Origin of the sequence: Dyella sp., assembly GCF_035486915.1 — a bacterium.
Classification (GTDB): domain Bacteria; phylum Pseudomonadota; class Gammaproteobacteria; order Xanthomonadales; family Rhodanobacteraceae; genus Dyella_B.
Window position 1 is genome coordinate 23,730 of sequence record NZ_DATHMR010000177.1, and the last position, 12,663, is coordinate 36,392.

The 12,663-nt window shown below is 54.2% G+C and carries 16 protein-coding genes; 6 read left to right on the forward strand and 10 right to left on the reverse strand.

The window, feature by feature from the left end; genetic code table 11:
• Window positions 1–25 precede the first annotated feature (25 nt).
• Window positions 26–415, reverse strand: a complete 390-nt coding sequence (locus VK725_RS14385) for a DUF4440 domain-containing protein (protein WP_325318743.1) — start codon at window positions 413–415, stop codon at window positions 26–28.
• 98 nt (window positions 416–513) lie between these two features.
• Window positions 514–1,539: an aldo/keto reductase gene (locus VK725_RS14390; RefSeq protein WP_325318744.1), complete on the reverse strand. Its 1,026-nt coding sequence runs from the start codon at window positions 1,537–1,539 to the stop codon at window positions 514–516.
• 310 nt (window positions 1,540–1,849) lie between these two features.
• Between VK725_RS14390 and VK725_RS14395 the strand changes: the two genes are divergently transcribed.
• From VK725_RS14395 to VK725_RS14405, 3 genes are all read left to right on the forward strand, one after another.
• Window positions 1,850–3,862: a serine protease gene (locus VK725_RS14395; protein WP_325318745.1), complete on the forward strand. Its 2,013-nt coding sequence runs from the start codon at window positions 1,850–1,852 to the stop codon at window positions 3,860–3,862.
• Between the two features lie 450 nt (window positions 3,863–4,312).
• Window positions 4,313–4,516: a DUF2188 domain-containing protein gene (locus VK725_RS14400; protein WP_325318746.1), complete on the forward strand. Its 204-nt coding sequence runs from the start codon at window positions 4,313–4,315 to the stop codon at window positions 4,514–4,516.
• 229 nt (window positions 4,517–4,745) lie between these two features.
• Entirely contained in the window at window positions 4,746–4,964 is a 219-nt protein-coding gene (locus VK725_RS14405) for a PspC domain-containing protein (protein ID WP_325318747.1), read from the forward strand.
• Between the two features lie 108 nt (window positions 4,965–5,072).
• Here VK725_RS14405 and VK725_RS14410 read toward each other — a convergent pair whose 3' ends face one another.
• From VK725_RS14410 to VK725_RS14420, 3 genes are all read right to left on the reverse strand, one after another.
• The gene (locus VK725_RS14410; protein ID WP_325318748.1) at window positions 5,073–5,489 is read right to left on the reverse strand and encodes an H-NS histone family protein; all 417 of its coding nucleotides are present in this window, start codon (window positions 5,487–5,489) and stop codon (window positions 5,073–5,075) included.
• Between the two features lie 307 nt (window positions 5,490–5,796).
• Window positions 5,797–5,994 carry a hypothetical protein gene (locus VK725_RS14415; protein ID WP_325318749.1) on the reverse strand — a complete coding sequence of 66 codons (198 nt, stop codon included), beginning with the start codon at window positions 5,992–5,994 and terminating at the stop codon, window positions 5,797–5,799.
• Window positions 5,995–6,047: 53 nt separating this feature from the next.
• Window positions 6,048–6,293: a hypothetical protein gene (locus VK725_RS14420; RefSeq protein WP_325318750.1), complete on the reverse strand. Its 246-nt coding sequence runs from the start codon at window positions 6,291–6,293 to the stop codon at window positions 6,048–6,050.
• Window positions 6,294–6,926: 633 nt separating this feature from the next.
• On the opposite strand from VK725_RS14420, the gene VK725_RS14425 reads away from it, so the two are divergent.
• The gene (locus tag VK725_RS14425) at window positions 6,927–7,139 is read left to right on the forward strand and encodes a cold-shock protein (protein WP_414648512.1); all 213 of its coding nucleotides are present in this window, start codon (window positions 6,927–6,929) and stop codon (window positions 7,137–7,139) included.
• A gap of 46 nt (window positions 7,140–7,185) precedes the next feature.
• Here VK725_RS14425 and VK725_RS14430 read toward each other — a convergent pair whose 3' ends face one another.
• From VK725_RS14430 to VK725_RS14445, 4 genes are read right to left on the reverse strand one after another with little or no spacing between them, the layout of a single operon-like run.
• Window positions 7,186–7,665 carry a YaiI/YqxD family protein gene (locus VK725_RS14430; RefSeq protein WP_325318751.1) on the reverse strand — a complete coding sequence of 160 codons (480 nt, stop codon included), beginning with the start codon at window positions 7,663–7,665 and terminating at the stop codon, window positions 7,186–7,188.
• Window positions 7,662–7,892: a hypothetical protein gene (locus VK725_RS14435; protein WP_325318752.1), complete on the reverse strand. Its 231-nt coding sequence runs from the start codon at window positions 7,890–7,892 to the stop codon at window positions 7,662–7,664. Before VK725_RS14435 ends, VK725_RS14430 begins: the two co-directional genes overlap by 4 nt.
• Before the next feature lie 11 nt (window positions 7,893–7,903).
• On the reverse strand, window positions 7,904–8,221 hold the full coding sequence (locus VK725_RS14440; RefSeq protein WP_325318753.1) for a YkgJ family cysteine cluster protein: 318 nt from the start codon (window positions 8,219–8,221) through the stop codon (window positions 7,904–7,906).
• The gene (locus VK725_RS14445) at window positions 8,218–8,889 is read right to left on the reverse strand and encodes a class I SAM-dependent methyltransferase (protein WP_325318754.1); all 672 of its coding nucleotides are present in this window, start codon (window positions 8,887–8,889) and stop codon (window positions 8,218–8,220) included. Before VK725_RS14445 ends, VK725_RS14440 begins: the two co-directional genes overlap by 4 nt.
• 383 nt (window positions 8,890–9,272) lie before the next feature.
• Here VK725_RS14445 and VK725_RS14450 point away from each other — a divergent pair, with 383 nt between their 5' ends.
• Window positions 9,273–10,217 carry an alpha/beta hydrolase gene (locus VK725_RS14450; RefSeq protein ID WP_325318755.1) on the forward strand — a complete coding sequence of 315 codons (945 nt, stop codon included), beginning with the start codon at window positions 9,273–9,275 and terminating at the stop codon, window positions 10,215–10,217.
• Between the two features lie 19 nt (window positions 10,218–10,236).
• Here VK725_RS14450 and VK725_RS14455 read toward each other — a convergent pair whose 3' ends face one another.
• Complete coding sequence (locus VK725_RS14455; RefSeq protein WP_325318756.1) at window positions 10,237–11,592, reverse strand: hypothetical protein; 1,356 nt, start codon at window positions 11,590–11,592, stop codon at window positions 10,237–10,239.
• A gap of 364 nt (window positions 11,593–11,956) precedes the next feature.
• Between VK725_RS14455 and VK725_RS14460 the strand changes: the two genes are divergently transcribed.
• The gene (locus VK725_RS14460; RefSeq protein WP_325318757.1) at window positions 11,957–12,439 is read left to right on the forward strand and encodes an Hcp family type VI secretion system effector; all 483 of its coding nucleotides are present in this window, start codon (window positions 11,957–11,959) and stop codon (window positions 12,437–12,439) included.
• Window positions 12,440–12,663 lie beyond the last annotated feature (224 nt).

Genomic DNA, 12,663 nt, shown 5'->3' on the forward strand with positions numbered 1-12,663 from the left:
TTTTCGTTTGCCCAGTGCGGCGCATCTAATCACTCACCACGGTGCCCTGGTGATAAACGATCTTCCAGCCATTCGACGTGTGTCGCCATAGCGTGCAGCGGCGTGTGATGCGCTCATCCTGTTTTAGCGTATAGGTAAGCAGGTAAAGGTCCGCAGCGATCTCGCTCACGTGAAACTCGCTGGTTTCCCAGTGATCGTCGTGCGGATGCTTGTGGCGTTCCTCAAGCGTATCCAGCACGTATTGGCGGCTATAGCGTCGGCCGGATGCGCCGACTTCCCAGAAATCGGGGTCGCACATCGCATCGAAATCCTGGCGCGTTGAGCCAAATTCGGGACGATGAAAGATCGGCTCGCGCGATGTCAGCGCGTCGAGTATCGGCTGCAGCTTCGGATCGGTGATCAGTCGAGGTTCCATGTCGGCATGTTCTGCATCGCTCGGGAGAAGCATACCGTTGTCGCGCTGATCGTGTTGCTACGGGCATGGCGGCCCGTAGCAACCGTGATGTCGTTTGATCAGACCGGCGGTGGATTGCGTTCGCCGAAACCGCGCTGGTGCCAATACGGATAAACAGGCGTCACATTGCTAGCTGCATCGAGCTTGGCGACCTGCTCGGCAGTGAGATTCCAGCCCACGGCACCGAGATTCTGTCGGAGTTGTTCTTCATTGCGCGCGCCGATCACCAGCGTGGAAACAGTCGGACGTTGCAGCAACCAATTCAATGCAATCTGCGGAATGGTTTTGCCGGTTTCCTTGGCGATTTCGTCCAGTGCATCGATCACGCCATACAGGTATTCATCGCCCACTTGCGGACCCATGTCTCCGGTCTTGTGCAGACGGCTTGTCGCCGGAAGCGGCTGACCTCGACGAATCTTGCCGGTGAGCCGGCCCCAACCCAGCGGGCTCCATACCACCGCGCCCACGCCTTGATCCAGACCGAGCGGCATCAGCTCCCATTCGTAATCGCGGCCGATCAGCGAGTAATACGTCTGATTGGCGACGTAGCGCGAGTAACCGTAGCGATTGGACACGTCGAGCGATTTCATCAAATGCCAGCCCGAGAAATTCGACACGCCCAGATAGCGAATCTTGCCCGCGCGCACCATATCATCGAGCGTGGAAAGCGTTTCTTCCACCGGAGTCTGGGCATCGAAACCGTGCAACTGGAACAGGTCGATGTAATCCGTGCCAAGGCGCTTGAGCGCGCCATCGACCGCGTTGATCAGGTGAAAACGCGATGACCCAACATCGTTGGGTTCGTCGCTGAAGCGGAAAGTTGATTTGGTGGAGATCAGCACTTGGTCACGGCGGCCTTTGATCGCTTCGCCCAAGATGGATTCGGCCGCACCGCGCGAATAGATGTCCGCGCTATCGAACATCGTCACGCCGGCATCCAGGCAGATATCCACCAGACGACGTGCCTCGGCGACATCCGTGTTGCCCCAGGCGCTAAAAAAATCACCCTTGCCGCCGAATGTTCCGGTTCCGAAACTCAGCACAGGGACCTTGAAACCTGATGCGCCAAGACGTCGATATTCCATGCATGCATCCTCTGATGTGTAAACAACAAAAGCATTCGAAAACCAGCTACGTACTTTGGTATGTCATTGTGTGATTACAACAGGCTTCGCGCGCTTATGGAGGATCGGGCAATAACCCCATTCAATCAGGTATCACGTTTTTCTAACGCATCGTGGAGAAAACCGCGACAAAGCCCAATGCGGAACGCATGAAAGTGCGCAGCACCTACCAAGAACATGCTGGAAGATCGTGGCATTATCCGCGCGACTTGGTGCGAATGTGGATGCCCGGGCGGGTATTCGGCACCGGCTGTCGATGTCAGGGATGCTTATGTCTACGTCAATCCGTCACGCTCTTGGCACGTCCGTCTTGCGCCGCATGTGGATACTGGCGCTGCTTCTCGCCGGCACAATGCCGACATTTCCCATACAAGCCGCCACACTGGATCCTGCGGTCATGGCGAAGGTGCAAGCCGCTACGTTTGAACTCGTCGCTGCGAAGCCGACTGCCGATCCGCTGACCTATGAAAAGCCGTTGCCGCTGGACCAGCTGCCTTATGCGCAGCGCAACGACAAATACATATCGATTGCGACGGCGTTTGTCATCGGCCACAACCGTTACGTGACGGCAGCGCACAGCTTGGCCATGCTGATGGGCGATAACCTGTGGGGTAGCGTCGAATTGCGCGATGCGCAAGGTCACGTCTATCCCATCGATCAGATTGAGAAATTTTCTCTGGCCAAAGACTTTGCGGTCTTCTCCTTGAAGGAGGACCCCGCACCCGCGCCATTGCCGTCGAATGCCAATCCCGCGCTCAATCAAACCGTCTATGCCATAGGCAATGCCGAAGGCGAGGGCGTCATCGCGCGAGACGGTCTCTATACGTCGACAACGCCCGAGGAAGAGAGCGGTCGCTGGAAATGGATGCGCTTTTCTGCGGCCGCGGAGTTCGGTAGCGGTGGCGGCCCATTGCTGGACAAAGATGGCAAAGTGATCGGCGTGATAGTGAAGAAATCGCCGAATGAAAACCTCAATTATGCGCTGCCGATCGATGAGGTGCTAAATGCGCCCGACAACCTGGCCAATCTCGATTCGCGTGCGCCATATCAGCTGCCGATGTTCGACACGACAATCAGTAACGAGTGCAAAGGACAGCTCGCATTGCCGCTGAGTTACGACGCATTCGATACGTCGTTTGTCCAATGGAGAAACGCCTGCATCGACGCGCAACACTCCGCACTGCTAAGTCAGGAGTCGGACAATCTTTTTCCGAAAGGTGCTGGGTCCGATCTGTTTCTGCATGCCGAGCCACCGACACATACCTTTCCCAGTCTTATGGTGCTGACCGACTCAGGTCAGTGGCGGTTGCTTCCGATCGCCGGCGGCGCGAAAAAACACCCGCTTTCCCATAACGGCTTCATTGTGAATGGCTTCGCCAAAAACACTTTTTTTGAACACATTGGCCGGCCTGACAACGTATCGGCGAGCCAATACTACGGTGATCCCAAGTTTTTGATGGATACGCTGGCTACGCAGGGCTACATCCAGCGCAATGTGGGCACCGACAATGTGTTAGTGACCTCGCTCGGTGAACCCAGTCAAATCGCTGGCTACACCGACACGTGGGGGCGCCATTGGCGTCAGTACGCGTGGCCTATGCCGTTCGCCAATTGGTATGTGATGGTCAGTTCGTTGCCGGTACCGGATGGCTATGTCGCGCTCATCCAATACATACCAGCGTCGGCGAAATATCTGCACATGCTGGAGTTGCGCGAAATGAGCAACTACATTTTTACCGCGTATGACGGCTCATTGGCGCAATGGAAGGATTTTCTACAGCAAACGCAACTTCTACCCGATGCGTTCAAGAACATCCACGTGGCGTTCGATTACGACCAACGTTTCAGCTACACGTCCAACCGCATCCATTTCGCGTTTACGCCGCAACTGCAAAAGATTGCGCCGGACAGCAGCATGACGCTTACGTTCGGCTATCTGAGAGACGGAGATAAAATCGTATGGGACGTGTCGGACGTCAGAGTCAAGCCCGATGCGCTTACGCAAAGTCGCATCAATATTCGCCGCAACATTCCACCGACCGACGACCTGGATAGTAAGTACAAAGAGGAGTGGGTGAAGTACACGCTATCTCAACACCCTTATGACGGCATCTCATCGGAGCACAACGACGTGGCTGAAATAGCCACCGTAATTAATCAGCACTCAAACCCGAAGCCGCAGGTACTTTACAGCGCGTTTTACGGTGTGGAAGGCAACCAGCCGCAGGACCAGATGAAATCGAAACTGGATATGCTGGTAAACGGTTTCAAAGTTAACGAATAAAACGTAATCTTAAAAAGGCCCGTGATGTTTCATGAATTCATCCATGAAAACTTCGTGGGCCTTTTATTGGGCGGCCATTTGCTTTCGTCAGTCTCAGAGTATGCCGTTTTGAGATCGCCTGGTATTGGCGTATGAGAATCAGGGGAAATTGGTCTCGACCGTCGCTTCAATGACGCATGGGCTGTTGGCTTCGGCGCCATGCAAAAGGGAATGTCGCGTGCCCTGTTGTATGGCCCGACAAGTTTCCCCATCCGTGGGTCGGGTTCCTGATTACCCAGGGATATTTTTATCGCGTCGTTGCGACCTGTGTGAGTTGACCCGGGTTTACGGTCGGTTGTACAAGTCTCTTTGCTTACCAGCGGCGTGTGAATCGCCGCGCTAGCGACTGCCAATAAAAAGACAGCCAATGCACCATTTGTTGCGGAATCTCAACCCATAAGGGAGATTTTTATGAGCAACAGATATTTCGTCGAAGAACGCCCCAATGGCACGTACGCCGTGTTGAAACCGCACGCCATGCGGGCCAGCGCCATCTGCACGACCCAGCGCGAAGCAATCGCCAAGGCTAAGTTGTTTGGTCACGGGCATGAGCCCGATGTCGAGCGTGTAAGACACACCAAAGGTGGGAATATCCGTCGATGGCGTAAAGCTTAATGAGAAAAGGTCAGGGAGCTATGCACTGTCGTTGACTAGTGCGCAATTCTTAGACTTTGCCGGGATCAACAAGCAAAAAAGCCTGGGAAACCACCCGGTCTCCGGTCGTCTTAGGTTCTCCATCACGTTATTTCCGCTGCGTGCTGGCGTGCCCATAGGACTTCCTTCACTGGCGGGTTGAATCGGGTGATTTAGGATCGAGTTGACCTTTCCGTAGAGGGCCGCACTCATGGAACGTCCATTTAAACGTGTAAAGAATGCCGCATGGATCGGTGGCGTATGCGCCGGTTTGGCCTATGCTTTGGGTACACCAACGTGGGTCATCCGCGGTCTGTGGCTTTTGTTGTTTCTGGGTGGGGGCTTCGGCGGCTTGCTCTACATCGTTCTGTGGATCGTGGTGCCGCAGTGGCCAGCTGAGCCACTCGATTACGACAGCATCACCGCTTAATCATCCAGAGCGGTTTATCGGGGCTGTCGAAGCGCTCGCTATGTTGCGCCCTAAAAAAGAAGCCCCAGTACAAGCCTGGGGCTTTCTTGCGTATACATCCGCGTGGCTTTAGCGGCGAACCTTTTTACGGGTCACCTTCTTCGCCGCTTTCTTTGAAGTCTTCTTAGATACCTTGGACGCTCCACCAATAAGAAGACTATCCAAGGTGACACCGCGCTTCTTGACTGCCGCAGCAACCCATAGCGGTTGACGTCCACGACCAGTCCATGTCTCGGAAGGGTTTGCGGGATTTCGATATTTAGGCGCAACGGAACCCTTGCCGCCTCGCTTACCTCCCTTAGCCTTACCCGCACCGCGGGTCGGGTAGATGTCGGCGAGAGTCAGCCCGCTGTTCTTCAGAATGGCATCGATCTTTTCCCTGACCGTCTGGACTTGTTTGGCCTGTGCTTCCTGCATTTGGGACTCGGCATTGGCGATGAGCGCGTGAAGTTCCTTGGGTGAAAGGGATTTCAAATCTATTGCCATTGATGTTCCTCATTGGTGTGGTTTAAACGCAGATTGTTACATGATTTGAGTGAATGGGTGAGGCACACTGCGCTGAAACAGGATCGGATCAGGTTGATTTATCGAGTAGGGCTATTGGAAGGCACAAACTCATTTCAGATGGGTAAAACAAAACGCCCGACGAGTTATCGCCGGGCGTTTTGTTTTACATGCGCGATGCGACGTTTGGGTCGAAATAGGTAATCAGACGGGGGCCGATACTATTTAGAAAAGCCTGTGCCGGGATTTGAACCCCAACCCATCGAAAGGGCTTTTCTACGCGGATATGTCACAGAGCGACCGACGCGTACATGACACCTCTTGCAGTCAGTTTCCACTGCCCGCTATCACGTACCACCATGCCTTTTTGCTGCAAGCCAAACATCCGTTCTGCCGTCATGAGTTCACGGTCCCAGCTGTTGTGAAAACGTCCCATAAGTGAGCGCATGACCCGGTATTCTGGCTGGGATAGCGATGAATTGGTCATGGGCGCCTCCAAAACAAGTTTGTTGCTATCAAACAAAAAGCATGGGTACGGCTTTACCGGATGATGTCCAGCACATATCGGATGCTCAAGTCGCCGGCAGGGTCATAGATGAATTGACGCAAGGCGACGACAAATTGCTTGGATTTTCCATTCACAGCTATTTGTATGAGATCGCCTTGGCACGGCACGGGTACGCCTTCTTTTTGGAAGATCACGCCCGTTTGGATGTCGGGATCTTCGCCAAGAGATTGCTGTGCATCATCGGTAAAAGAGACGTGACTTTGTAAATGTGTGGACATAAGCAGTACTTGCACCTGCTGCGACGATGTCTAATCAACCTAGCGCCGGTTTTTCTTTCCCTTCGATTCCGGTGGCGGCGGCGGATGTCCTGGATGGCCAGGTTCGCGACCTGCGAAAGAAGTCCTCGAATAATTGACATCCTGAGCATTACCGGTTGTTTTGCCCGATGGCTTAGCCTCGGGAGCGTAGACACTGTGTATCTGCGCCAACGACAAGGGCGCAATGCGATGAGACATGATGGGACGGCCTCTATAGGCGGGCGGGGTATGCCGCTCGGTGACAATCGAAGGGCCTTGCGCGAAGGCAAGGTGCAGGTGACTCACAGGCGAGGGAACGTCAGTCTCAGACTGAGATGGTCGGTATCGCACCGTCAACCATACCAGCCATCTTGCGCGTACGCGTGTTAGTTAAGGGTAATCCTCTTTGAGGAGGCCAATCTGAACAAGAAGTTGCCGCGTCATTTGCTATTTGGAGCAATGAGCTTTACCCTGCGCAAGCTGAGTTTCAAGGGTCACCATGAATTGTGGCCCGATGCTGAAGACAAACGTCTTACTACACCGTGTACCCGTTTCCTCCTTGTAACCAGCTTTTTGCCGCTAACGCGGCCTCATCTGATGCAAGGAGTTATAGCAATGTCCCAGACTGAAACCGGTACTGTGAAGTGGTTCAACGACGCCAAGGGCTTTGGCTTCATTAGTCGCGATAAGGGTGGTGACGACGTGTTCGTCCACTTCCGCTCGATTCAATCCTCGGGCTTCAAGAGCCTTCAGGAAGGTCAGAAAGTGTCCTTCACGGTGACCCAGGGCCAGCGTGGCCTGCAAGCCGACCAGGTACAAGTAGTCTAAGTTTTACTGGATGTTTGAAAAGAGCCCGGCCTTGCGCCGGGCTTTTTCATTTCTGTCTGGAGCGTTCCGTCAGCCAACCGTCGAGTTCATTGGCAAACGATTGACGTTCGCGCGCATGCGACGCAGAACGGTTATTCGTATACACGCCAATGTTGCGCAGGTCTTCCATGAAGTTTCGCATCGACAAGCGTTCGGCCATGTTGTCGCGGGTATAGCGTTCTCCGCGCGGACTGATGGCCACACCCCCTTTTTCGATGACACGGGCGGCCAATGGAATGTCTTGGGTGACGGCGAGGTCACCAAGTCTAAGACGCGCGACGATTTCACTGTCTGCGACATCGAAGCCATCGTGAACTTGCAATGCATGGATGTAGCGCGAAGGCGGGCAGCGCAATGGGCGATTGGCGACCAGAGTGACATGCACCTGCGCGCGCTCGGCCGCCCGAAACAAAATGTCCTTGATGACAGTCGGGCAGGCGTCGCCATCTACCCAGATCTTTGCATCTGTAGCGTCTTGCGCAGTCACTGGCGTCCCGTGGATGGATCACGCTCGCCATTGGGTGGCTGAGGGGGTTCGCGCGTCGATTTTTTCTTCGCCAGCTTTTCGTCCTGCTGTTTCTTTTTCGCAAGTTCACGTTGGCGCTTTTCGTAGGAGTAATTGATCTTTACCAAGGGGGCGTTCTCACAGAGGGAAAAAAGAGGGATATGTCTGCTTTGCAATTTCACGTTTCCACAAAGCTTGATGGCGCACATGGGTTTTGCGGTTACTCACCTGGCTTGCGATGAACACCTTGTTCGGCATAGTCAGCGCGGATGGCCTTACAGTACGGGCCATTCATCACGAATCGCCGGCACACAGCGGGACGAGTTTCATAAATCCCGCAGTTCATGCGAGTGCCATCCACGGCCACGCACCAGCCTTCTTTATCTTTGGCCATAACGTGCAGCCCATTTTCAAGATGCGTGGTGAGGTGCGCGGGAATGTTGTCTTCGGGTTGCAAAACCACAGTCAGGCGACAACAGACAGCATCGCACTTTGCGCAGTTGGCGGCTCCTGTTGCTCGTACAGTGGGCGACTTCATGACAATGCCTCTTCTTGCATGCGTGTGTAGTGCAACAAACGACCACGATAGGGCGGCACGTCACGATCATCCATCGGGCATCGCTCTTCTGCTGATATGAATCCCTGATCTGCCAGCAGTCGGCTGAAACGATTGCTATGGCCGCGACCAGGATCAGTCACCAGCACTTCTGCATTGGGATACGCGTGCCGTTCGACCACGCCGGCTAAAAGTTCGGCGTGATCGATTTCATACAGCACATCGCTGGCGATGATGAGATCGAAGTGACCCAACGTCGGCAATGGCTCATTCCAACGCAATTGACGGTAATGAAGTGCAGGCAATTCATTCAGCGCAGCGTTGTAGGCCAGGAAGGGTTCGGCCAATGGATGCATGTCCGAAGCGACGACATCGACGCCACGACGTTGCAAAACCAAACTGGCCAAGCCAATGCCGCACCCTAGCTCCAAAACCCGTTTTTCGCACGCGTCAAAGCGGTGCATGGCTTGTGCAAGCAGGCGGCCAGACGGCCATACCTGCCCAAACAGACTCCACTGCGCAGAGGAGATCCCCAGCCGGGCGCCATGACCGTCAGGATCGGAAAATTGCTGCTTGTCGCTAAGAACCCGTAAACGGTAGGTGTGTCCACCAATGGACACCCGCTCGTTGCGGGTGGAATAACCGGACATGAGCACTCCCAAAGGGCCATTCCACGGACGAAATGGGGAGACAACGTGAAAGGGAGCGAGGCAAGCGGTCACTGGACGACCGTGTGGAACGCACGACTTAAGCGCGGTATTGATGGGGTCATGTTACACCATACCGGCTCTCGGAACCGGCTCGTATCCTCGCTTTACAAGGCGCTGGAGGCTCAATCAGGGCGTTCTTTGCGAGGCGGGTGAACGAACCTGATTCATTGTTTGGATTGCGTTTGTAGTGAGCCCGCCCGAAAAAATCCATCCAAGCCGCCGCTGCAGGACCGATGTGGCATGCAAGATTAGAAAGAGGGGTTTCACCCGATTTCTTTTCTAGATCGCGCAACATGCATTGAGCGCTAAAACGGAGGAGCGTCATGAAGCGATGGATCATGGTCCTGTGTCTGTCGGCCGTATGCGCAGGCGCGCATGCAGGCACGGATACGATGGTATGGCAGCCTACTGCCGGGCACACACAAATACCGATATGGCCCGCAGTGGCGCCCGATTTGCAAGCGGTCCCAGGGCCGGAAACTGCGAGGCTGAGCCACAAGTTGTTGGTCGGAAAGCCGGTGACGAACGTGACCAATGTGACCCGACCGACGATGACGGTGTATGCACCCACCGGAAAAAATACAGGGGCCGCTGTTGTTGTGATTCCGGGTGGCGGCTTCGAGATACTGGCCATGGATCTGGAGGGCACCGAGGCCTGCGACTGGCTGACGTCCCATGGCATCACCTGCGTGTTGTTGAAGTATCGGGTACCAAGCAAGCCCTACGACTGGAAGTGCGACTGCCGCCCGCACAATCTGCAGATATCGGTGTCATCGCTGCAGGACGTGCAGCGAACGATGCGGCTAGTGCGCTTTCATGCGGCGCAGTGGCATATCGATCCGCACAAGGTAGGCGTGCTCGGGTTTTCAGCGGGTGGATATCTGGTGGCGGAAATCAGCACGAACTTCGATCGACACTTGTATGCACCGGTGGATGCGGCAGACAAGGAAAGTGCGCGTCCGGATTTCGCCATGCCGATTTATCCGGGGCATCTCACCCAGGGTGACGGCAAGTTCAACCCCAATGTGCCGGTGTCCAGCAACACGCCGCCCACCTTTCTAGTACAAGCGGAAGACGATTACGAAGATGGCGTGGACCAGTCGCTGGTCTACTACACCGCGCTGGCAAAGGCGCGTGTGCCGGCGGAGATGCATCTGTATGCGCACGGGGGCCATGCATTCGGCCTGCGGTCGACAACGGACCCGATCACGGGATGGCCCAAGCTGGCCGAGGCGTGGCTGCACACAATAGGCATCGTCCAAAACTGATCCGCTTTTAAATTCCAACTCAGTAAGAGAACGACAGCGACGTCATCCAGGTTAAAGCCTCTGGTTGCTTCGGCGATGGAATGGGATTGACGGTGTAGCTCAGCTGATTGGAGAGATAGATGCCGCGCGATAACCGATGGACATACGACAGCGAGTAGTTACGGCTGAAATCCACGGCCGTAAAACCACTCGCTTGTCGCATGCGCTCAAACGATCTGCTCAATTCGTCGAACGTGTAGCCCACCGCGAACGCGTCATTGGATTGGTTAAAAGGACCCAACACGTAGAACGTAACACCGGTATCGCCGGTGTAGACGTTTCGGTCGGGCGGTGCATAGTCGGCCTTTACGTTGACGTAGACCCCGCGGAACGGCTGCGCCGCATCGGTTTGGATCAACTGATAATCGCCGACCAGGTAATAGGCGTAGTTGTCGGCAGCATAGCCACCGTGGAAGTCGGGGAATTGGCTTGCGTTGTACATCACGCCCTGGCGTATCCACATCATATGTTGCTGAGGGCCAGCATCCGTTTGGTAACCCAGCTCATTGATGTATAGCGCGCCGGCCCCGGGAATGTGCCACTTCAGTCCCCAGAAATTATTGTTATCCCAATCCGCTTGAGGTCCCGCGGGATCGACACTGCGCGTGATGCCGAAACGATCGTAAAAATGCTTGCTATCCGTAGCCAGGCGCAGATTGATTTCGGGCGCGGACTTGTTAAAGATGAATCCCACCTCATAGGGAATGGAACTTCCCACACCCGCCGGCGATGTCGTCGAACTGGTGCCTAAGGCAAAGCCATAAAACTGGTTGCCTATTTCGTCATAGCCATATTGCACTTGCTCTCGGCCGCCATTGAAACGTTGACTGATGTAAAGACTGTTGATGGCGAAGCCCGTCGGATTTTCTTGGGCGTAGGAGAACGCTTGCACATTCGCGTTAAACACCAATTGCGATGTTCCCGCGAAACCTATTCGAGATAAATCGTAGGTGGCATAAATGAACGTGTTAGCCCGGTAAGTCGGGTCCTGTCCAATATAAAGCTGCGGACGGGCACCATGATTCAACACATCGAACGTGCCACCCAGATAAGTGCCGCCCTGAATCAGCCAGCCATGGTTAGCCAGCTTGTCGCGAAGGCCGCCTAATCTCGGCGACATCGTATCGCAGGTGCTAATGATGGGGTTCGTCGTGCCTTGCGGCTGCAACGCGTCATAACGATGGCAACGTGCGACATCGATATCGACATTTGCATTGGAAGAATCCATCACAGCTAGATACTTCGCGTGCGCGTTATCGCAAAGAGCCGATAAGCCCAGCAGCACACTGCATGCCAAGACGAGTGCAAAACGATAAGAATTCGGAGACATAGTCATCTTGCGCACCTGCGTAGTTGGCAGGTGCGAAAAGCACATCGCATCGATTTTGAGGGACGGGGACTCGGCCGCTACGGTAATTACGCAACCGGCCCGTATACAGTGCCAGATGGCATGCCCAATTCAGCAAACCAGGCTATTTATTACCTGCCAAAGCAGATATGTCTTTGGCTTGCATAAGTTCGATTTAGGTTCTAAGCACTGTGGCGCTGCTTAACTACCCGCGTCATGTTTTCCACTGAGTTGTAAGTGGGATTACATGTATTTCTGTCTCAAAAGCGACTGCAGTATCAGAATCATCTGATGGCATTGATATGCGAAGTTGGGGACAGTGCTAGAACATCAGCTCGACAAGGAATTATTTGTGCCTATACCGTTGCATTTATGGCTGAAAGACAGCAGCGGCAGTGATATTCGGGGTTCAAGTCAAGTTGAGGGTCGCGAGGGAAGCATCGAGGTTCTTAGCTTCACACACGGCATGATCTCACCGGCAGACGGAGTGACGGGGAAACTATTGGGCAACCGCATGCATTGGCCGCTCATGGTGGAAAAGGAAATAGATCGATCTTCACCTGTTCTTTATATGGCGCTCTCTCGCTGCCACACATTGAAGTCTGCAGAGATCAAATGGTACCGAGTCGACGACTCTGGCCGCGAGATCGAGTACTTCAACATGATGATGCGCAATGTGAAAATTGTAGCTGTAACTCCTCGCGTCTCGAATATAAAAGATTCTTCATCACAGACCCATAACCACCTCGAGCAGATTGAGTTGCGCTACGAGGAGATCACGTGGACCTATTTGGATGGAAATTTGCAGTATCGAGATGCCTGGAGCGATGGCTAGAGCCAATGCGATACCAATACCGTTGTTTTTAAGAAGAACTCTGTGTGGTATGTCAAAGAGTTGAAACGGCAAATACATGAAGTCGGCCAAGCCCATGAGCGCGAATGGAAATAATTAGTGCGTTGGCATGAATTAAAAGCGGTAGAGGGTATGTTTTATGTCGCAGCATCACACAACGCACCGTCATCATCCCACGCATCGTTCCCCCAGCCATGTTGAGACAT